Here is an 18,878-nt window from a genome sequence, read left to right as displayed (position 1 = left end):
CTCGTACCATGTCCCTGCACACCCCGTACCACCACGGAGACCTCCGCGCCGCGCTGCTGACGCGCGCGGAGGCGACACTGCGCGAGGCCGGCGTGGACGGGCTGTCGCTGCGTCAACTGGCCCGCGACACCGGTGTCAGCCACGCGGCCCCGAGTCGTCATTTCCGCGACAAGCAGGCACTACTCGACGCACTGGCCGTCACCGGGCTCGAACGCCTCGGTGCCTGCTTCGAACAAGCCGTGATCGAAGGACCCATCACGGCACGTCTGCAAACCGTCGCCTACGCCTACCTGCGATTCGCCGTCGACAACCTCGAGCTCTTGCCGCTGATGTTCGCGCGCCGAAACAACTCCACCTCCGCCGACATCCAGCAGGCCGCCGACCGGGCGTTCGCGGTGCCGATCACCCTCATCGCCGATGGTCAGGCCGCCGGCGAGATCGTGGCAGGTGACCCGAAACGGCTCGGCGTCACCGCCCTGGCCGCCCTCCAGGGCTTGGCCACCTTCGTCGGCTCCGGCTACACCGCCGACTACGACTCCGAGCAGCTACTCGACGACCTGATCCGCCACCTCACCCTGGGCCTGCTCCCCCGCGATGCCGACTGACGATGCCGCGAACCGCATCCTGACGCGTGGAAGGCGATGGCCGACACGGCTTCAGGCGCGCAGGAACAGCCGCATGGATTCGTCGACAACGGCCTCACGCGTTCGCCCCTCCGGGTCCGCGGCGGGCCGGAGCCAGATCGAAGCATGATTCAGGATCCCGTGCAGACAGTGCAGCGCCACGGAGGGGTCCGAACAATCGAACTCACCTGACGCGACACCGCGATCGATGACCGCACGGAAGATCCGGTCGTGGCGTCGACGCATGGTCTTGATGGATTCACCGTGCTCGTCGGGCCACGGCGCGGGGAAGGAGAAGAGTTTGCCCACTTCCGGGTAGAGCACCGTCAGAACGCGCAACTGCTCGGCGATGAGCGAGCGCAGCTGTTCGGCCGAGGAGAGCCCGGCCGCGGTCTCCAGTGCCTCGCCGAGATGGGTCAGCACGTCAGCGGTCAGCTTTTCCAATGCTGCCGAGACCAAGGCGTCTTTGCTCGGAAAGTAGTAGTAGAGAGTTGCTTTCGCGATGTCTGAGCGTTCGGCTACGTCCTCGAATCGCATTCCCTGATAGCCGACGCTGGACAGGATCTGCAATGCGGCGTCGATCATCTCCGCCTTGCGTCGATCGCGTCGTCTCTCCGCACGCCCTGCGGGCGCGACGCTCTCGTCCGTGGTCGCGGTCATCGCATGATTCTATCTGCCACCAACAGCTGACTATTAGGACGATCAGACGACTTGCAGGATGAAAATTCGACCCGTAGGTTGATAAATGTGAGAGATACGATCGCACCCACGTCCTACTTCCACCGGGTCGGTGCTCACCGCTTCGCGCCGACTGCCCACGCGGGTGGAGCGTGGGACACCGCCGAGCAGCACTTCAGCCCCCTCGGCGGGCTGATCGTGCACGAGATCCAGCGAACACGCGCCCACGAACAGCGCCCAGCGTTGGCCATGAGCCGGATCAGTTTCGACATCCTGGGCAGGATCGCGTTCGGGGAGTTCGACATCGACGTTCGGACCATCCGCCCGGGTCGCACCATCGAACTGGTCGAGGCGACCGTCACCATCGCCGGGCGCAGCGTCGTCTCGGCCCGCGCGTGGTTTCTGAGCGCGCAGGACAGTGCGGGCGTCGCGGGCGGGGAGCCCGAGCGGCTTCCCACCCCCGAATCATTGGCGTCCTGGCCGCTGACCTCGGTGTGGCCCGGCGGCTACATCGCTTCGCTCGATACCCGCCCGGTCGGCATTCCCCAACCCGGGCGAACCACCGCGTGGGTGCACTCACCGATGGACTTGGTGTCCGCGGAACCAGCCGATCCCCTGGCTTCCTACCTCGCGCTCGTCGACACCGCGAACGGCATCGCGGTGCGACAGGAGCCCACCAAGTGGATGTTTCCCAACCTGGACCTGACGGTCCATCTCTATCGGCAACCCGAAGGCGAATGGACCGGTCTCGACACGACCGTCACCTTCGGCCACACCGGACAAGGACTCACCAGTACCGTCCTGCACGACATTCGCGGCCCGGTCGGGGTTGCCGAACAGATTCTCACCCTCCGTCCACAGGATTAGGTGCCTGTGCCGAGCGGGCTCAGTTGGGTCCGGCGAGGACTACCGGGCGGCCGTTGCGCGGTTGAGTGGGTCGGTTGCTGTGCGGGAACAGGGCGCGGTAATTGTCGACATCAGTGGCTGCGACCGGCGCGGGGTGGCGCAGCACGATCCACTCGACACCTTCGGTGCACGGGGGCGTGGTCAGGGAGCCCTGGTAGCGGAACTGGGCGAGGTCGGCCGGGAGGAATTCGCGCGGGTCGACAGTGGCGACCGCGCGGGTGAGCCCTGAGCGGTTCGGGGCGGCGGTGAGGATCCGACTCAGCGGGGTGGGGTCGGTGTGCGCGTTCAGTAGGACGGCGAGAACGGCCAACCGGCCCGATCGGGCGGTGTGGACGAAATGCAGTTCCATGGCGGTCTCGGCACCGTCGACGGTGTGCTCGCTGGGGAGATGGAAGTGGAATTGGGTCAGGGTGAACGGCGTTGCGTCGACGACGATGCGGTTGCCGGAGTCCGCTGGGGCGCTCACCTGCACGGTGTGCCCGTTGTTCAGCAGGTTCACCGACGGGATGGGGCGGTAGTCGATCTCGATGTGATCGGACGGGTGTAGTTCGGTGGGGCTGTCCAGGTCGATCGGCGATTGGGCGTGGCCGACTCGGCAGGCCGAGTAGCCGCGGTCGAGGTCGGCCCAGTGCTCGGGGCCCTCGGCGTCGTAGTCCCAGTGCGGCTTACCAGTGGTGGCCGCGACCGAACCGCCGCAGCCGGCAGCAGCGAGCAGTGCCAGTGCGGCGAGTGCGCCGCGGCGGGTGATGACGGGGCTGAGGTCATTGTGACGAACCGGCACCGGTGTAGCTCCTTGCCATGATTCTGCCGTCGGCCCGGATGTAGACGTCCCGGGACGGCAGTGTGCGCGTGTCGAAACCAGCTGGCCGACTACCGAACCGAGAATGTCCGGTTTGCGCCGAATATCCTTCTAGTGCAGTCGATTTCGCTCCTGCGCGGTGTCTCAGGCTATGCCGGTCGTCATCGCGGAGACCAGACTCGAGGGCGGCGAGATACGTCACATCGGCGGTGTCCGCGGCTCGAGATAGACGCCTAGGGTCGTCTCATGATCGAGATTCCAGAGGTCTTCACCCGCGAAACGATCAGTCGGGAAGGTGAACCCGGGCGGGTATGGATCGCGACACTGCCCCGGCTGGCGGATGAATTACTGCAACGGTGGTCGTGCACTCCTGACGGGCCGGTCATGCACGGCCACGTCGGGATCGTCATTCCGGTGCTGTGTCCGGATCTGCCGCCCGCGGTCGTCAAGATCTCCTTTCCGCACCCGGGCAACGTGTTCGAGCCGGACGCGTTCGCCACCTGGAACGGACGGGGTGCGGTGCAACTGTTCGACCGTGATGACGAACGGTTCGCGATGCTGCTCGAGCGTGCGGGCCACCGAACTCTCGCGGGCATCACCGACTTCGACGAGGCAGTCGGCATACTCGGGCAACTGTCCCACCGCTTGGCGATCGACGCCCCCGCCGGGCTGCCGCGTCTGAGCGACCTGGTCGCCGACTGGACGGACGAGCTTCGCACGACGGCCGCCGAACTGGGCGATCCACTCCCCCGCCGCGTTCTGGATGCCGCGGCCGAGACCTTGCGTGACCTCGGTCCGGGTCAGCCCGAGACCCTCGTCCACGGCGACCTTCATGATGCGAATGTGCTGGTGGGAGAACGGGAGCCTTGGCTCGCGATCGATCCCAAGGGGTATGTCGGCGACCCCGCCTACGACACGATCACCGTCCTTCGCAGCTACCGGTTCGCGCCGCTGCTGTTCGCCCCCGATCCGGCCGCCGGTATTCGTCGCGGACTGGACTTGTTTTGCGAAGCAGCGGGTATCGACCGTGATCGTGCCCGTCGATGGGCGCAGGTCCGGGCGATCAAGGCCGCACTCTGGGGGCGTCGGCACGGCGATCCCGGTTGGTTGATCGGAGCGACCGACCGTCTGACCGAGATTCTGTGGTGATGTCGCGATCGGCCGTCGCTCGATTCGGCCAGGGCCTCGAGGTGGGGTCCAGCGGCTTGCCAGTAAGGACTTCCAAGCAGGGTCTTCATGGCAGTTCGTTCGATGCGGGAGTAGGGCGCATCCACAGGGCGATGATCAGTGCGGTGACGGCGACGAAGGCCATCGCGAGGAAGGCGTCCGAGAATGCCGCCCCGGATCCCGTGTCGTTCAGGGGGTTGAGGGCGTCGGTACCGGCTTGTCGTCGTGCGCTGACCAAGGCGCCGAAGAGCGCCGGACCCGCGCTGGCGCCGAGGAATTGGGCGCCCTGGAGGATCCCGAGCCCGATGCCGGCCTGTGCTGGAGCCAGAGCGCCTGCCGCGGCGCTGATGATCGGCGTCGTCACGAAGATGAAGCCGGCGCACAGTGCGGTGATCCCGATTGCGGTGAGGACCAGCGAACCGCCTCCGGCCACAGTGGACAGGAATACTGCGGACAGTCCCATCACAGCCAGACCGGTCAGCGTAGGGGTGCGGGCACCGATGCGATCGGCCAGGCGTCCACTCAGCGGTGAGAGCATCGCGACGGCGAGGCCGGCCGGGATCATGACCAGCGCGCCGGTGCCCGGATCGAGGCCGTCGACGTCGACGAGCACGATCGGCACGAACACCAGGGCGCCGAGGTTGACGCTCATTGCCAGCGACACGACGATCACAGCGATCCGGAAGACCTGGTTGCCGAACAGTGCGGGTGGGACGAACGGCCGGTCGATGCACCGATTGCGACCGACGAACACCACGAGTGTGGCCATGCCGACGACGAGGCATCCCCACGCCGAGGGCGCCGTGAATCCGGCGACCTGAGCCTGGGTGATTCCGAACAGCAGCAGTCCGGCACCTGCACCGAGCAGGATGCCGCCGGTGAGGTCGAACCGCTCGGCGGTGGTCGGTGAGTCAGCGGGCAGGACTCGCCAGATCAACGGCAGCAGTACGAGCGCGATGGCGACCATCAGCCAGAACGGTGCGTGCCAGCCGAGCAGCTGTCCGATGCCCCCACCGAGGGCAGGTCCGGCCGCGGTGCCGATTCCTGCCGCGGCGGAGATCACCCCGATGCCCATCCCGCGTTTTTCCGCCGGCAGCAACCGGGTCACGCCCAGGATCGTGAGCACCGGGATCCCGGCCGCGCCGATGCCCATCACGATGCGCCCCGCCACCAGCGCGAGCAGACTCGGGGCGAGCGCGCTGACCAGGCTGCCCGCGGCATAGGTTGTCAGGCAGACCACGAACAGGGTCCGCAGGCTCACTCGGTCCGACAGGCGTCCGTAGAAGGGGATGCCGACGGAGAACATCAGCAGGAATCCGGTGACGACCCATGCCAATTCGGCTTCCGAGGCGTCGAACTCGGCGCCTATCGCCGGTAGCAGCAGATTGACCATGTCGCTGGCGATGACCGTCGCCAGCATCGCGGGCATGAGCACGCCAGTAACGCCAGGCCTGAACCAGCGTGGTCGGTTTCGAGTCTCGTGGATGTCATGGGTTCCCTCTCCCAGCTTTACCGCAACCAATACGGTTACAGTTCGGGTAAAAAAGAACGGCGGTCTCCCGCCGTCCTGTGATCAGCGCATACGCGCCGCTCGCTCGATGTCGAATACCTTCTGGAGCAGGTGCGCGATGGTCGTCCGACCCAACTGCTCCTCCATGGCCTGCTCGGCGTTGCGGAACTGCTCGTCGACGATCGCCTGCATATGACGACCGACCTCGCACTCGGCGCTGGGCGGGTGGGCATGTCGAGACAGCACCGGCGAACCTTCGACGGCGCGGTAGGCGTCGAACAAGGTGATCTCGCGAGCAGGGCGGGCGAGTGTCCAGCCCCCACCGCGACCCTCCGTGGACCGCACCAGGTCGGCGTCACGCAGGTTGCCGAGGATGCGTCGAACCAGCACCGGATTGCTCGCCAAGCTCTCCGCGATCTCCACAGACGTCAACGAACTCTCCCCGCCTTGCGCCAATTTCGTCAATGCGTGAATGGCGACCGCGCTTCTACTGCTGACGCTCATGCATCCTCCCGGTGCCGTTGACCTTCGAAACTGAAACTAACACGGTTGCGGTTTCCGTGCATGGTGAAACGAGTGGCCGGTCGTGATTCAAGCGGGATCGGCCAACCAGGTCTTTTCCATCCACTGGTCCGGTTCGGGGTGAGCAGTGAAGCCGTAGGGGCGGTACATGTCGTGGGCATCGCCGGTAGCCAGGGCCATACGGCGTAGCCCCCAGTCGTCGGCGTCGGCCATGATCCGGTCAAGGAGGAGTTTGCCGACGCCTTTTCCGCGCTGCCGACGGTCTACGTAGACGTCGGAAAGCCAGGCGAAAGTGGTGCGGTCGGTGACCAGGCGGGCGAAGGCGATCTGGGAACCGTCGTGGAACACGCTGTAGGGCAAAGAATTCTCGACGACGCGGCGGACGCGCTCGCGGCTGCGGCCGAGGGCCCAATAGGCATCGGTCGACAGGCGGTGGTGGAGCCAGTCGAGATCGACGGCGGCGGGATCGGTGGAGATCTCGAGCATCGGTCCAGAATAGGTGCGGCCGGGCTCAGTCTGAGCCCGGCCGCACGAAGTCAGGCGCCGACGTAGGCGGCCAGGTGTTCGCCGGTGAGGGTGGAGCGGGCTTCGACGAGGTCGGCGGGGGTGCCTTCGAAGACGATGTGGCCGCCGTCGTGGCCCGCGCCGGGGCCGAGGTCGATGATCCAGTCGGCGTGGGCCATCACTGCCTGGTGGTGTTCGACGACGATGACGGACTTGCCGGATTCGACGAGGCGGTCGAGCAGGCCGAGGAGCTGTTCGACGTCGGCCAGGTGCAGGCCGGTGGTCGGTTCGTCGAGGATGTAGACCCCGCCTTTGTCGGACATGTGGGTGGCGAGCTTGAGGCGCTGGCGTTCGCCGCCGGACAGGGTGGTCAGTGGCTGGCCGATGGTGAGGTAGCCCAGGCCCACTTCGGTGAGGTGGGTGAGGATCTTGTGGGCGGCGGGGGTGCGTGCCTCGCCGTCGCCGAAGAACGCGCGGGCTTCGTCGACGGGCATCGAGAGCACTTCGCTGATGTTCTTACCCGCGAAGGTGTATTCGAGGACTTCGGCCATGAAGCGCTTGCCCTCACACACCTCACACATCGTCGACACGCCGGCCATCATCGCCAGGTCGGTGTAGACCACGCCCGCACCGTTGCAGTTCGGGCAGGCGCCCTCGGAATTGGCGCTGAACATGGCGGGTTTGGCGCCGGTGGCCTTGGCGAACGCTTTGCGAATGTGGTCGAGCAGACCGGTGTAGGTGGCGGGGTTGCTGCGGCGTGAGCCCTTGATCGGGGCTTGGTCGACGGAGATCACGCCTTCGTCGATCGGGATCGAGCCGTGCACGAGCGAGCTCTTGCCCGAGCCCGCGACGCCGGTGATCGCCACCAGAATGCCGAGGGGGATGTCGACGTCGACTTTGTCGAGGTTGTTGGCGGTGGCGCCACGAATCTGCAAGGCGCCGGTCGACTTTCGCACCGAGTCCTTGACCGCGGCACGGTCGTCGAAGTGGCGGCCGGTGACGGTGTCGCTGGCGCGCAGCCCGTCGACGGTGCCCTCGAAGCAGATGGTGCCACCCTTGGACCCGGCGGCGGGGCCGAGGTCGACGATGTGGTCGGCGATGACGATCGTTTCGGGCTTGTGCTCGACGACGAGCACCGTGTTTCCCTTGTCGCGCAGGCGCAGCAGCAGGTCGTTCATCCGCTGGATGTCGTGCGGGTGCAGGCCCGCGGTGGGCTCGTCGAAGACATAGGTGACGTCGGTGAGCGAGGAGCCGAGGTGGCGAATCATCTTGACACGCTGGGCTTCACCGCCCGACAGGGTGCCCGAGGGACGCGACAGCGACAGGTAGCCCAGGCCGATCTCGACGAACGAGTCCAGGGTCTGGCGCAGCGACTCCAGCAGCGGCGCCACCGACGGGTCGTCGACCTGCTTGACCCATTCGGCGAGATCGGTGATCTGCATGGCGCAGGCGTCGGCGATGCTGATGCCGTCGATCTTGGACGAGCGGGCCGCGGCGGAGAGCCGGGTGCCCGCACAGTCGGGGCAGGTGCCGAAGGTGACGGCACGTTCGACGAAGGCGCGCACATGCGGTTGCAGCGAATCGATGTCCTTGGACAGCATCGACTTGCGCAGTTTGGGGATGAGTCCTTCGTAGGTGAGGTTGATGCCCTCGACCTTGATCTTGGTCGGTTCCTTGTACAGCAGGTCGGCGAGCTGTTTCTTGGTGTACTTCTTGATCGGCTTCGCCGGGTCGAAGAAGCCCGAACCCTTGAAGATGCGGCCCATCCAGCCGTCCATGCTGTAGCCGGGGATCTTGAACGGGCCCTCGTCGAGGGAGAGGTTCTCGTCGTAGAGCTCGGTGAGGTCGATGTCGTTGATCTGGCCTTTGCCCTCACAGGTGGGACACATACCGCCGGTGATGGCGAAGCTGCGGCGTTCCTTGACGGTGACACCGTTCTTCTCGACCTCGACGGCACCGGCGCCGCTGATCGAGGCGACATTGAACGAGAACGCCTGCGACGACCCGATGTGCGGGTCGCCGAGGCGGCTGAACAGGATCCGCAGCATCGCGTTGGCGTCGGTGACGGTGCCGACAGTGGAACGCGGGTCGGCGCCCAGCCGGGACTGGTCGACCAGGATGGCGGTGGTCAGACCCTCCAGGACGTCGACGTCGGGGCGGGCCTGGCTGGGCATGAAGCCCTGCACGAACGCACTGTAGGTCTCGTTGATCAGGCGCTGCGATTCGGCGGCGATGGTGCCGAAGACCAGGGAGCTCTTACCGGATCCGGACACGCCCGTGAAGACCGTCAGCCTGCGCTTGGGGATCTCGATGCTCACATCGCGCAGATTGTTGACCCGCGCGCCGTGCACGCGGATCACATCGTGGCTGTCGGCCGGCTCTATGGTGGTGCCGGTCTTCTTGGCCGTGCTCATGGGTCTCCCTTGATCAGTCGACATCGCCGGACATCGAATCTACCGGCGCGATGGGTTACTTGGTCTGCTGGATGCGGACCATATTTCCGGCGGGATCACGGAAGGCGCAGTCGCGCACGCCGTAAGGCTGATCGGTGGGTTCCTGGACGATCTCGATGTCTCCGGCCTGCAGCTTCTCGAACAGGCCGTCGAGGTCGTCGGTGGCGAGGTTGACGCCGGCGTAGGTGCCTTTGGCCATCATTTCGCTGATGACGCGGCGTTCGTCGTCGGTGAGGCCGGGGTCGGCGGCCGGTGGGTGCAGCACGATGGAGGTGTCGGGCTGGCCGGTGGGGCCCACGGTGATCCAGCGCAGCCCGTTGTAGCCCACATCGTTGCGCACCTCGAAGCCGAGTGTGTCGCGGTAGAAGGCGAGCGCGGCGTCGGGGTCGTCCTGCGGCAGGTAGCTCGAGTGGATGGTGAGGTTCATGCCGACCACGCTAATTGTCGGCCGGAGCGGAAGCTTCTCGATTCCTGATCGGTCTGGTCACCTTCTTGACCACGCACGACGGCATGCCCGCGGTCTGTTCGTCCTGACGCTGTTTGTAGGTGCTGGGCGGCACCCCGACGAGTTCGGTGAAGCGGGTACTGAAGGTTCCCAGCGAGGACGAGCCGACCGCGAAACACACCTCGGTGACGCTCAGGTCGCCGCGGCGCAGCAGTGCCATCGCCCGTTCGATGCGGCGGGTCATCAGGTAGGAGTACGGCGATTCCCCGTAGGCGAGGCGGAATTGCCGGCTGAGGTGCCCGGCCGACATGTGGACGCCGCGGGCGAGCGCTTCGACGTCGAGCGGCTGGGCGTATTCACGGTCGATGCGGTCGCGCACACGACGCAGCAGCGCGAGGTCGCGCAAGTGCTGTGGTTTCGCGGGTGGGCCGGTCACATGGCCGATCGTCCCACGTCGGACGGTGTTGCCGACACCGGCGGGTCGGTGTGGGTGTCGAGGACCCCGGCGAGTTCGGCGCGGAAGTGAGGGCAGGTGCGGAAGTCCTCGGCGTCGCAGTCCAGGACGTGGGTGACGGCGTCGAGGGCGGCGCGTGTGCGGGCGATCTGGTCGGCGAGGCGGTCGCGATGGGCTTCGAGTACTTCTCGGCGGGTGCGCCGATCGGGGGAACGGATGAACAGGATGGCGAGATCGTCGAGGGACAAGCCTGCCTTCTTGCCCAGGACGATCATCGCGATCGTGTCGATGTCGGTACCGCGGTAGTGGCGGCGTCCGGCCGAGTCACGGGCTGGAGTGAGCAGTCCGCGGTCTTCCCAGTGGCGCAGCACGTGGGTCGCGAGCCCGAACTGGGCTGCCACCGCACCGATCGTGGTGTGTTCCCCGGCCATCCGCCGAGCCTATGCGGTGACGCGGTAGCAGGTGATCACGGCGACGGGATGCCAAGGCAGACGGACTGTTTCGGTGTCGACCGAGCCGAATGCGGTGCTGAGTGCGCGCCGGATCTCGCGGGTTCGGGTGAAGCGGAAGTCGAAGATCGCGGCGCCGCCGCCGGGGCGGAGTACTCGACGCAGTTCGGTGACGGCGGCGGGCAGGTCCGGCCATTCGTGCATGCTCAGGCTCGACACGGCGAAGTCGATGCTCGCGTGCGGGTGGGGCAGCTCGGCGACGTCGGCGACGGCCAGGTCGATCGGCTGCCCAGCGAGGGTGCGCCGGGCGATCTCGATCATGTGCGGGGACAGGTCGATGCCGTGCAGGCGCAGGTCGGGGCGACGAGTCGCCACGTGGGACAACAGCTTTCCCGGGCCGGTGCCGAGGTCGAGGACCGTGGCCGAATCGGTGGTGTTGGCGTCGATGTCGGTGGCGATCCGCCGGTACAGGCCGGTGAGGAGCCGGGTGGCGCGCCGGTCGTAGCCGAGGCTCTGTTCGTATCCGAAAGTGGTCATGAGACCACCGTGGTTGTTCAGGTCGACCTGAAGTCAAGCTCGTCGGTCGGGCGCACGGCCGCGGTGCGACCGGGTGCTTGCTGGAATTGCCAGTACAGGTTCGTGTGGGCGATGACGTCTTCGGGTTTCGGTGCGCCCCACCGGGTCTTGTCGCCGGTGGTGTGGGCATCGGCGACCAGGGTGACATCGTATCCGCGCACGAACGCGCTGTGGATGGTCGAACGGACGCAGGCGTCGGATTCCGCGCCCGTGACCACCAGGTGGCCGGCGCCCACCGCCGCGAGCAGTCCCTCGAGCTCGGTGTCTTCGAAGGAGTCCCCGTAGTGCTTGTGAACCAGCGGTTCGGTGTCGGTGCGGGTGAGTTCGGGGACGTAGTGCCAGGGATCGCTGTGTTCGACCAAATCCTCGGAGGAGTGCTGGATCCAGATGATCGGGACATCGGCGGTGCGGGCACGGTCGACAAGGGCGTTGATGTTCGCGACGACCTCGTCGCGGCGGGGTGCTTCGTCGACGACGCCGTTCTGCACGTCGACGACGAGCAGCGCGGTGTTCGGGCGGTCGGGCAGCGTGGTCATGGCGATTCCTCTGGCGGTCAGAGCGGGCGAAGGACGACGACGCCCGGGACGGTCTGGAGATACTCGGTCAAGGGGGTATCGACGACCTGGTTGTTCGCCGCGAGCGAGGAGGCGTTGCGGAAGACCGGGCCGGTGGGGGTCGCGACGATGATGCCGACGTGGGTCACGTCGAGCCCGGCGTCGGGGGTGTAAGCGCCGAGGAAGTCGCCGGTGCGAAGGGCGGCCTGGACTGCCCCGTCGACGGCGGCCGCGGGAATATGGGTGACGGCACGGTCGACCACGGCAACGCCCGGCAGGTAGGTGCTGCCGTCGGCTTTCGCGTTGAGATGCTTGGTGGTGGTCACCGCGGCGGGGCTCAGGCTCGCGGTGATGTCGGTGGCGGCGAGCCGTTCGCGAGTGGCCCAGTCGGTGAAGAAGTGCTTGCGCTGGGCGAATTCGACGCGACCATCGATGTAGCGAGTGCTGATCAGGTTGGTGAGGAACTCGTCGCGGGTGCTGGAGCGGGAGGCGGCATCGATGTAGTCGAGGTAGGTGAAGCAGTCGACCCGGCGCAGATCCGCGACGAGCTGTTCGGGCTCGGTGGCCGAACCGATCAGCATGTTCGCGCCGTACGGGGTGCCGAGCAGCCGCGCGGAGAGCCGTTCGAGGAGTTCGCCACGGCCCAGACCGCCCGATTCGGCGCGCACGGTGAGGAGTTCGTCGATCTTGCGCGCGGAAACGTCATCGACCGACGGTGCGGCCGAGGCCGGTGCCAGCGCGCACACGAGCGCGGCGAGCACGAGCATGATCCGGACGATGATGCGCAAGACGCCTCCAGCTGGCCACGGGTCGATCGGTGCGAGCGCTGTCCACCGTAGCCGAGACGGCGGACAGGATCGGCGACTCAGGGTTCCCGATGCCGCGATGATGGCGGAGTGTGACGTTCGGCCATCGGTGATGCCGATTGTTCGCGAATGGTCTCGTATCGACCGGTCGGTGGGTTGTTCGCGTACCGTTGTCGCAGGTAGTCCGTGTTCGCGGCGTGTTCGCGATGGGGTTGCTCCCCCGGGTGTCGTGGATGTGGTTCGTGCAGACGTCGACCGTTGGCCCGTCCGGGCGGAAGGGATGCCGAAATGCGTGCGTTGACAGTGGTTCCCATGCAGAAGCAATCGTTGCGGGTGGAGGATGTGCCCGACCCGGTCGTCGGTCCCGGCGAACTGCTCGTCGACGGGATCTCGCTGGGTATCTGCGGCACCGACCGCGATATCGCGCAGGGCAACTACGGCTGGCTGCCACCGGGCAAGTCGCAGATGGTGCTCGGGCACGAATCTCTGGGGCGGGTGAAGACCGCGCCCGCGGGTAGCGCATTCGCCCCTGGCGACCTCGTCGTCGGAATCGTGCGCAGGCCGGATCCGGTGCCGTGCGGGGCGTGCGCGCGCGGCCAATGGGACATGTGCCGCAACGGGATGTACGTCGAGCGCGGGATCAAGGAGATCGACGGGTACGGGTCGACGTCCTGGGTGGTGCGCGAGGACTTCGCGGTGCGACTCGATCCGGCGCTGGAGAAGGTCGGGGTACTGCTGGAACCGACGACCGTGGTCGCCAAAGCTTGGGATCAGATCGAGAAGATCAACAACCGCGCCTGGTTCGATCCGCGCACCGTCCTGGTCACCGGCGCCGGGCCGATCGGTCTGCTGGCGGCGCTGCTCGGGCAGCAACGCGGCCTGGACGTGCACGTCCTCGACCGGACCAGCGGCGGGACGAAAGAAGAGCTGGTCCAGGCGCTGGGCGGCACGTTCCACACGGGGACGGCGGCCGCCGCCGCGAAAGAGATCAGCCCCGACATCGTGATCGAGGCGACCGGTGCGCCTGCGGTGGCGTTGCAGGCGATGGAGATCGACAATCCCGGCGTGATCGTCTGCCTGACCGGGGTGTCGACCCCCGGTGTCGATACCGATGTCGATGTCGGCGGATTGAACCGCAACATCGTGCTCGACAACGCGGTGGTATTCGGTTCGGTGAACGCGAACCGTCACCACTACGAACAGGGCGCCGAAGCGCTGGCAAAAGCGGACGAGTCGTGGCTCGAACGCCTCATCACCCGGCGGCTGCCGCTGGAGAAGGCGCTCGAGGCGTTCGACCCGGGCGGGTCCGATATCAAGGTCGTCATCGACCTGGCCTGACTCGCCGAAGCGAGGTCCGCGGTGGTCAGTCGGCCGCCGCGACCTCGGTCGTGGGGACCGCGCAGCCGTCGGGGCCGCAGCTGTCGCCGTCGGCGATGAGCTGGGGAGCAGGTCGATCGTTCCAGGCGGTGTTCAGTGCCCGGGTGAACGTTTCGGGAGGTTGGGCGCCGGAGACCGCGTACTTGCCGTCGAAGACGAAGAACGGGACACCGGTGGCACCGAGCGCGGCGGCCTCGGCTTCGTCGCGGCGGACCGCGTCGGCGTAGGCATCGGGGTCTGCCAGCACCGCGCGCACCGAGTTCTCGTCCAGACCCGCGCGCACAGCCAAGGCCACGAGGCGTTCGGTATCGCCGAAGACGGGCTCGGGTTCGGCGAAATTGCCTGCGTAGAGGGCGTCGAGCAGGGCTTCCTGCTTGTCCTGGTCGAGGGCGTAGTGCAGGAGCCGGTGCATGTCGAAGCTGTTGCCCGAGTCGCGGCCCGCGGTTCGGTAGGGCAGACCCATCGCCGCGGCCTGGGCGCCGATGCCGCGTTCGTTGGCGGCGGCCTGGTCGACGGTGATGCCGTATTTCTCGGCGATCGCCGGGATGACCGGACGGGTGGAACCGGCGGGCAAGGTCGGATCGAGCTCGAAGGACCGGTGCACCACCTCGACGTCGTCCCGGTGCGCGAAGCCCGCCAGCGCTTCTTCGAAGCGGGCTTTGCCCAGGTAGCAGAACGGGCAATTGATGTCGGTCCAGATCTCTACTCTGGTGGACAAGCGGGCCTCCTGCGGCGCATCGAGGGGTGCGGCGGTGGTCCGCCGGACAGTTCTGGACAGGCGTTCGAATTCGGGGAATGTAACGCCGGCAACGAGGCCGCTATTCCCTGGCGCGTCCGGGCACGACGGGACGAGCACGAGGGGTATCGATGGAGTTCGAGCAGCGGAGGGGGTGGGTACAGGTGCCCGAAGGATTGGTGGTGCCACGCGCGCTGGGGGGATTGTGGGCGGTGCGCCACGCACAGAGTGAGGCCAATGTGTGGTTCTCCGACCCGGCGACCGAGCAGCGGCCGATGCGGGGCACCGATTCCGCGGTGGAACTGACCACCCACGGGCAGTGGCAGGCGCGCTGTCTGGGCGACTGGCTGGCCGGGCTGGCGGGCACGCAGCGACCCACCCTGGTGGTCTGCTCGCCCTACCTGCGCACCAGAGTCACCTGGGCGGTGATGGCCGAGGCCGCCGCCTCCCGCAACCGGCACCTGCACCCGATCCGCACCCTGGTCGACGAACGGTTGCGTGATCGGGAGATGGGGGTGTTCGAACTGCATCCGTACCGGGCGATCCGGCGGCGCGCGCCCGAGGAGGGGCTGCGTCGTGAACTGGTCGGCAACTGGGTCTATCGCCCGCCGGGCGGGGAGTCCCTGGCCGATGTGGCATTGCGGGTGCGCAGTTTCCTCGACGAGCTCGACGTGGTGGCCGCGGGCGAGCAGGTGCTGGTGGTGACGCACGACGCGGTGGTGGTGTCGTTGCGCTACATCCTCGACGGACTCGGTGCGCCGGTACCGGATTCGCTCGAGCCGGTGCCCAACGCGTCGGTGTCACAGTGGCGGCGTGAGGGCCCACGACTGGCGTTGCGTGTGTGGGGCTCGGTCGACCACCTCGCGATGGACGCGGACACGGGCTAGGGGCCGGCGCGACCGACCGATGTCGGCCGCAACCGTTTTCGTGATGGTCGGTGCCGACGCGGCTGTCGTTGGGTGGCGTCGACGGACTGATGGGTCCGTGGGTGGGAGAATGCGCGAGTGGATGTCGCGATCGGTCTGGTTGTCCTCATCGGCTCGGCGACCGCGCTGGCGGCGCTGGCGCGGCGATTCGGGGTGTCGGAACCTCTGGTGCTGACGTTGGCCGGGGTGGCCGCGTCGTATCTGCCGATGGTGCCGCAGGTACACCTCGAGCCGGAGGTGGTGCTGCTGGGGTTGCTGCCGCCGCTGCTCTACACCGCCGCGTTGCGCACCTCGCTGGTCGATTTCAAGGACAACCTGCGCACCATCGCGTCACTGTCGGTGGGGTTGGTGCTGTTCAGCACGTTCGCCGTGGCGCTGGTGGTGTGGTGGTTGCTGCCGGTGCCGTTCGCGGCGGCGGTCGCGTTGGGTGCGGTGGTCGCTCCCCCGGACGCGGTGGCAGCGACCGCGGTGGCCCGACGCACAGGGATGCCACGCAGCATCGTGACGGTGCTCGAGGACGAGTCGCTGTTCAACGACGCCACCGCACTGGTGGCGTTGCGTTCGGCGATCGCGGCGATGGCCGGTGCGGTGACCGCATGGCAGATCGGCGGCGATTTCCTGCTCGCGGCCGTCGGCGGCGGTGTCATCGGGGCCGTGGTGGCGGCGGCATTGGTGATGTTGCGCCGGCGGATCACCGACCCGGTGCTCGATACCTCGGTGTCGCTGCTGGCCCCGTTCGTGGCGTATCTGCCCGCCGAGCACTTCCACGCCTCGGGTGTGATCGCGGTCGTGACGTGCGGGATGATCCTGGGCCACGGCGCGCAACGGTGGCAGGGCGCGGCCTCGCGGGTCGCCGAGACCACCAATTGGCGCACCATCCAGTTCATTCTGGAGAGCGCGGTGTTCTTGATCATCGGGTTGCAGGTGCGCTGGATCGTCGAGGCCGCCTGGCACAGCGGGTTGGATCACGCCACGCTCGTCGTCGCGGCGGTGGGTGTGCTGGCCGCGGTGATGCTGGCGCGCCCGGTGTGGGTGTTCACGCCCGTGCTGGTGGCCAGGTTGTTCGGGCGCGCGACCGAACCGTTGAGTCATGCGGCGGTGGTGTCGTGGGCGGGCATGCGCGGGGTGGTGACCTTGGCGGCGGTGTTGTTGCTGCCCGACTCGACACCGCAGTTGCCGGTGCTGGAACTGCTCGCCCTGGTGGTGGTCGGCGGCACGCTGCTGGTGCAGGGCAGTTCGCTGCCGTGGCTGGTGCGGTTGCTGCGGTTGCGCGGACCCAGTCGCGAGGAAGACGCACTCGCCAAAGCCGATCTGCTGCAACAGGCTTCGACCGCCGGTCTGGCCGAACTCGACCGCAGGATCGGACCGGACACCCCCGAACCGGTGATCGAATCGCTACGACAGCGACTGATCTGGCGCTCCAACGCCGCCTGGGAGCGGTTGGGCCGCCCGGAGGCCGAGCTGGTGACACCGACCGCGGAGTACCGGCGGTTACGACTGGCGATGCTGGCCGCCGAACGCGATGCGGTGCTGACGGTTCGCGACGCGGGGGCGGTGGATTACGAAGTCCTCCAACATGTGCTGGCCCGGCTCGACCTCGAGGAATCGATGATCGACCGTTTCGACGAGAGCGACGACGAGCGCCGCGCCGAACCGCTGTCCACCGCCGCCGGTGCGGTGGGGTGCGCCCATCTGGAGGAGGCGCCGGCACTGGCGGAGCCGCCCGCTGGTGAGCTGGTGTGTCAGACGTGTCTGGACGAGGGTCTGCGCTGGGTGCATCTGCGAATGTGCACCGCCTGCGGGAACATCGGCTGCTGTGAGTCCTCGATCGGTGACCACGCGAGCGCCCATTTCCGGGACTCGGCGCATGCGGTGATGCGCAGTGTGGAGCCCGGGGAAGCCTGGCGATGGTGCTACGTGGACCAATTGCTCGGCTAGCTCACGGAAGTGTCCGTCCGGCCAGGGGTCGCGAATCAGCGCGGCTCGAGACCCTGACGCAGTCGTCGCACCGACGTGGTCGTCAGCCGCGGTGGGAGTAGATCAGTCGCGCGTATTCGGCGAGCAGGTGGTCGAGTTCGGTGGATTCGCCCGCGGCCGCGAGCTGTTGGTAGCCGATGATCATCGCCATGCCGAATTCGGTGACGACGGTGGCGGTGGCCGTGTCGTCGACGACGCCGTCGATGACACGGTGCACGGTGCGCCGCCGCGATTCGTCGACCCGCTTGACGGTGACGTGTACCGACTCGTCGTTGGCCGCCCAGGCGCGCAGCGCGGCTTCGGCGCCGTGTTCGAGTCCGCTGGCGAGCACCGACATCGCCCGCACGTCGGCGTCGGCGTCACCGTGGCCGACGTCGAGCGCGCGTAGCTCGACCATCTGACGGTTCTCCCAGTGTTCGAGCAGAGTGTCGACGAAGCCCTGCCAGGAGCCGAAGTGGTGATAGAACGAGCCGCTGGTGACGCCGAGGCGACGGCACAGCACCCCGATGTTGAGACCTTTGAAGCCGAACTCTGCGAGCACCGCCACCGCGGTGTCGAAGTACTGCTCCTTGGTGACCACTCGGGACATCGCGATGCCGTTCTGTTCGTGCGGGCAGGGCCGAAGAATCCGAACAGTACCCCATCGTATCGAGCCCTCGCGCGTACGTAACGTTGTCTACGCTGTGCCCGAGTGGGCCGTTGGGACGACGAAATACCAAGTGGCGGAACGAAATACGTGCACAACGGCCCAAGAGCGCATCCGAATGGAATAGCAGAGCGCACGCTCTGTAAACTTTTGTTCATGCCGAGACCGCGCACCCACGACCCGGAGACCGTGCTGGACGCCGCCGAAAAGCTGGCAGCAGGCGCCGGACCCGCCGCTGTCACAGTGCGCGCGGTCGCCGCCGCTACCGAAGTATCCAATGGCGCGCTCTATCACACATTTCAGTCCCGCCAGGTTGTCCTGGCGCGCACATGGTTACGCGCCGCGCACCGATTCCTCGCCCTCCAGTCGGCCGATATCGACCGCGCCGTCACCGCGCCCGACACCGAGACCCGCATCGACGCGGTCCTCGACGCCGCCGAGGCACCGGCGCGACTGGCCGAAAACCATCCCGACTCCGCGCGCCTGCTGCTGATCGTCGACCGCGCCGAACTGCTCGCCGGCGACATCGCGCCCGCCCTGGCACAGGAGATCGCCGACACCGAGAAGGCGCTCGTCGCCACGCTCAACCGGCTCGCGCGCGCCCTGTGGGGTCGCGCCGACCGGCGCGGCGTCGCCACCGTCACCACCTGCCTGGTAGACCTGCCCACCGCACTGCTGCTGCGCCGCGACCGGCTCACCGACCCCCTGGCCCGCGCTCAGCTGCGTGCTGCCGTGCGTGCCGTCCTCGACCTCGGTCCCCACTGAAAAGG

General features: G+C 67.3%; 21 protein-coding genes. 7 read left to right on the top strand and 14 right to left on the bottom strand.

Features of this window, described 5'->3' with window-relative positions:
• The first annotated feature begins 8 nt into the window (after window positions 1–8).
• Window positions 9–605: a TetR/AcrR family transcriptional regulator gene (locus tag ACWDXS_RS05445; protein ID WP_449962323.1), complete on the top strand. Its 597-nt coding sequence runs from the start codon at window positions 9–11 to the stop codon at window positions 603–605.
• 51 nt (window positions 606–656) lie between these two features.
• On the opposite strand, the gene ACWDXS_RS05440 is transcribed toward ACWDXS_RS05445, so the two are convergent.
• Entirely contained in the window at window positions 657–1,283 is a 627-nt protein-coding gene (locus tag ACWDXS_RS05440) for a TetR/AcrR family transcriptional regulator (protein WP_378991787.1), read from the bottom strand.
• Between the two features lie 87 nt (window positions 1,284–1,370).
• On the opposite strand from ACWDXS_RS05440, the gene ACWDXS_RS05435 reads away from it, so the two are divergent.
• A complete protein-coding gene (locus ACWDXS_RS05435) occupies window positions 1,371–2,168 on the top strand; it encodes a thioesterase family protein (RefSeq protein WP_378991788.1) in 798 nt (265 codons plus the stop codon).
• 19 nt (window positions 2,169–2,187) lie between these two features.
• On the opposite strand, the gene ACWDXS_RS05430 is transcribed toward ACWDXS_RS05435, so the two are convergent.
• On the bottom strand, window positions 2,188–2,988 hold the full coding sequence (locus ACWDXS_RS05430) for a carbonic anhydrase (RefSeq protein WP_449962318.1): 801 nt from the start codon (window positions 2,986–2,988) through the stop codon (window positions 2,188–2,190).
• Between the two features lie 264 nt (window positions 2,989–3,252).
• Here ACWDXS_RS05430 and ACWDXS_RS05425 point away from each other — a divergent pair, with 264 nt between their 5' ends.
• Window positions 3,253–4,155, top strand: a complete 903-nt coding sequence (locus tag ACWDXS_RS05425) for an aminoglycoside phosphotransferase family protein (protein WP_449962315.1) — start codon at window positions 3,253–3,255, stop codon at window positions 4,153–4,155.
• 85 nt (window positions 4,156–4,240) lie between these two features.
• On the opposite strand, the gene ACWDXS_RS05420 is transcribed toward ACWDXS_RS05425, so the two are convergent.
• The 10 genes from ACWDXS_RS05420 to ACWDXS_RS05375 all read right to left on the bottom strand — a co-directional run bounded on the left by ACWDXS_RS05420 (window position 4,241) and on the right by ACWDXS_RS05375 (window position 12,407).
• Window positions 4,241–5,602 (bottom strand): MFS transporter, encoded by a 1,362-nt coding sequence (locus ACWDXS_RS05420; RefSeq protein WP_449963427.1) that lies wholly within the window; start codon window positions 5,600–5,602, stop codon window positions 4,241–4,243.
• 144 nt (window positions 5,603–5,746) lie between these two features.
• Window positions 5,747–6,187 (bottom strand): Rrf2 family transcriptional regulator, encoded by a 441-nt coding sequence (locus ACWDXS_RS05415; protein ID WP_378991793.1) that lies wholly within the window; start codon window positions 6,185–6,187, stop codon window positions 5,747–5,749.
• Window positions 6,188–6,274: 87 nt separating this feature from the next.
• Window positions 6,275–6,691: a GNAT family N-acetyltransferase gene (locus ACWDXS_RS05410; RefSeq protein WP_449962311.1), complete on the bottom strand. Its 417-nt coding sequence runs from the start codon at window positions 6,689–6,691 to the stop codon at window positions 6,275–6,277.
• A 50-nt stretch (window positions 6,692–6,741) separates the two neighbouring features.
• A complete protein-coding gene (locus tag ACWDXS_RS05405) occupies window positions 6,742–9,123 on the bottom strand; it encodes an ATP-binding cassette domain-containing protein (protein WP_387444982.1) in 2,382 nt (793 codons plus the stop codon).
• 55 nt (window positions 9,124–9,178) lie between these two features.
• Window positions 9,179–9,589: a VOC family protein gene (locus ACWDXS_RS05400; protein ID WP_378629104.1), complete on the bottom strand. Its 411-nt coding sequence runs from the start codon at window positions 9,587–9,589 to the stop codon at window positions 9,179–9,181.
• Window positions 9,590–9,599: 10 nt separating this feature from the next.
• On the bottom strand, window positions 9,600–10,043 hold the full coding sequence (locus ACWDXS_RS05395) for a helix-turn-helix transcriptional regulator (RefSeq protein WP_378991799.1): 444 nt from the start codon (window positions 10,041–10,043) through the stop codon (window positions 9,600–9,602).
• Window positions 10,040–10,492, bottom strand: a complete 453-nt coding sequence (locus ACWDXS_RS05390) for a MerR family transcriptional regulator (protein WP_378991801.1) — start codon at window positions 10,490–10,492, stop codon at window positions 10,040–10,042. Before ACWDXS_RS05390 ends, ACWDXS_RS05395 begins: the two co-directional genes overlap by 4 nt.
• A 9-nt stretch (window positions 10,493–10,501) precedes the next feature.
• Window positions 10,502–11,047 (bottom strand): class I SAM-dependent methyltransferase, encoded by a 546-nt coding sequence (locus tag ACWDXS_RS05385; protein ID WP_449962305.1) that lies wholly within the window; start codon window positions 11,045–11,047, stop codon window positions 10,502–10,504.
• Window positions 11,048–11,064: 17 nt separating this feature from the next.
• Window positions 11,065–11,622 (bottom strand): isochorismatase family protein, encoded by a 558-nt coding sequence (locus ACWDXS_RS05380; protein WP_378991803.1) that lies wholly within the window; start codon window positions 11,620–11,622, stop codon window positions 11,065–11,067.
• 17 nt (window positions 11,623–11,639) lie between these two features.
• The gene (locus ACWDXS_RS05375) at window positions 11,640–12,407 is read right to left on the bottom strand and encodes a DUF1460 domain-containing protein (protein WP_449963424.1); all 768 of its coding nucleotides are present in this window, start codon (window positions 12,405–12,407) and stop codon (window positions 11,640–11,642) included.
• Window positions 12,408–12,758: 351 nt separating this feature from the next.
• Between ACWDXS_RS05375 and ACWDXS_RS05370 the strand changes: the two genes are divergently transcribed.
• Complete coding sequence (locus tag ACWDXS_RS05370) at window positions 12,759–13,784, top strand: glucose 1-dehydrogenase (RefSeq protein ID WP_378991806.1); 1,026 nt, start codon at window positions 12,759–12,761, stop codon at window positions 13,782–13,784.
• Window positions 13,785–13,809: 25 nt separating this feature from the next.
• Here ACWDXS_RS05370 and ACWDXS_RS05365 read toward each other — a convergent pair whose 3' ends face one another.
• The gene (locus ACWDXS_RS05365) at window positions 13,810–14,541 is read right to left on the bottom strand and encodes a DsbA family oxidoreductase (protein WP_379316113.1); all 732 of its coding nucleotides are present in this window, start codon (window positions 14,539–14,541) and stop codon (window positions 13,810–13,812) included.
• 182 nt (window positions 14,542–14,723) lie between these two features.
• On the opposite strand from ACWDXS_RS05365, the gene ACWDXS_RS05360 reads away from it, so the two are divergent.
• Both ACWDXS_RS05360 and ACWDXS_RS05355 read left to right on the top strand, forming a co-directional pair.
• Window positions 14,724–15,446, top strand: a complete 723-nt coding sequence (locus ACWDXS_RS05360) for a histidine phosphatase family protein (RefSeq protein ID WP_449962299.1) — start codon at window positions 14,724–14,726, stop codon at window positions 15,444–15,446.
• A gap of 117 nt (window positions 15,447–15,563) precedes the next feature.
• Window positions 15,564–17,423 (top strand): Na+/H+ antiporter, encoded by a 1,860-nt coding sequence (locus tag ACWDXS_RS05355; RefSeq protein WP_449962296.1) that lies wholly within the window; start codon window positions 15,564–15,566, stop codon window positions 17,421–17,423.
• Window positions 17,424–17,505: 82 nt separating this feature from the next.
• Here the strand turns inward: ACWDXS_RS05355 and ACWDXS_RS05350 are convergent, their stop codons facing one another.
• Window positions 17,506–18,051 carry a TetR/AcrR family transcriptional regulator gene (locus ACWDXS_RS05350; protein ID WP_378629092.1) on the bottom strand — a complete coding sequence of 182 codons (546 nt, stop codon included), beginning with the start codon at window positions 18,049–18,051 and terminating at the stop codon, window positions 17,506–17,508.
• A gap of 213 nt (window positions 18,052–18,264) precedes the next feature.
• On the opposite strand from ACWDXS_RS05350, the gene ACWDXS_RS05345 reads away from it, so the two are divergent.
• Entirely contained in the window at window positions 18,265–18,873 is a 609-nt protein-coding gene (locus ACWDXS_RS05345) for a TetR family transcriptional regulator (protein WP_449962292.1), read from the top strand.
• Window positions 18,874–18,878: the final 5 nt, after the last annotated feature.

This window comes from Nocardia sp. NPDC003183 (assembly GCF_053590715.1).
Note: the sequence above shows the minus strand (reverse complement) of the source record. Positions and strands in the feature narration are given on the sequence as shown.

Coding starts and splice junctions, on each gene's coding strand:
- ACWDXS_RS05445 (WP_449962323.1), top strand. CDS start 9: ATGTCCCTGCACACCCCGTACCACCACGGAGACCTCCGCGCCGCGCTG.
- ACWDXS_RS05440 (WP_378991787.1), bottom strand. CDS start 1,283: ATGACCGCGACCACGGACGAGAGCGTCGCGCCCGCAGGGCGTGCGGAG.
- ACWDXS_RS05425 (WP_449962315.1), top strand. CDS start 3,253: ATGATCGAGATTCCAGAGGTCTTCACCCGCGAAACGATCAGTCGGGAA.
- ACWDXS_RS05420 (WP_449963427.1), bottom strand. CDS start 5,602: ATGCCCGCGATGCTGGCGACGGTCATCGCCAGCGACATGGTCAATCTG.
- ACWDXS_RS05415 (WP_378991793.1), bottom strand. CDS start 6,187: ATGAGCGTCAGCAGTAGAAGCGCGGTCGCCATTCACGCATTGACGAAA.
- ACWDXS_RS05410 (WP_449962311.1), bottom strand. CDS start 6,691: ATGCTCGAGATCTCCACCGATCCCGCCGCCGTCGATCTCGACTGGCTC.
- ACWDXS_RS05405 (WP_387444982.1), bottom strand. CDS start 9,123: ATGAGCACGGCCAAGAAGACCGGCACCACCATAGAGCCGGCCGACAGC.
- ACWDXS_RS05400 (WP_378629104.1), bottom strand. CDS start 9,589: ATGAACCTCACCATCCACTCGAGCTACCTGCCGCAGGACGACCCCGAC.
- ACWDXS_RS05390 (WP_378991801.1), bottom strand. CDS start 10,492: ATGGCCGGGGAACACACCACGATCGGTGCGGTGGCAGCCCAGTTCGGG.
- ACWDXS_RS05385 (WP_449962305.1), bottom strand. CDS start 11,047: ATGACCACTTTCGGATACGAACAGAGCCTCGGCTACGACCGGCGCGCC.
- ACWDXS_RS05380 (WP_378991803.1), bottom strand. CDS start 11,622: ATGACCACGCTGCCCGACCGCCCGAACACCGCGCTGCTCGTCGTCGAC.
- ACWDXS_RS05375 (WP_449963424.1), bottom strand. CDS start 12,407: ATGCTCGTGCTCGCCGCGCTCGTGTGCGCGCTGGCACCGGCCTCGGCC.
- ACWDXS_RS05370 (WP_378991806.1), top strand. CDS start 12,759: ATGCAGAAGCAATCGTTGCGGGTGGAGGATGTGCCCGACCCGGTCGTC.
- ACWDXS_RS05350 (WP_378629092.1), bottom strand. CDS start 18,051: ATGTCCCGAGTGGTCACCAAGGAGCAGTACTTCGACACCGCGGTGGCG.
- ACWDXS_RS05345 (WP_449962292.1), top strand. CDS start 18,265: ATGCCGAGACCGCGCACCCACGACCCGGAGACCGTGCTGGACGCCGCC.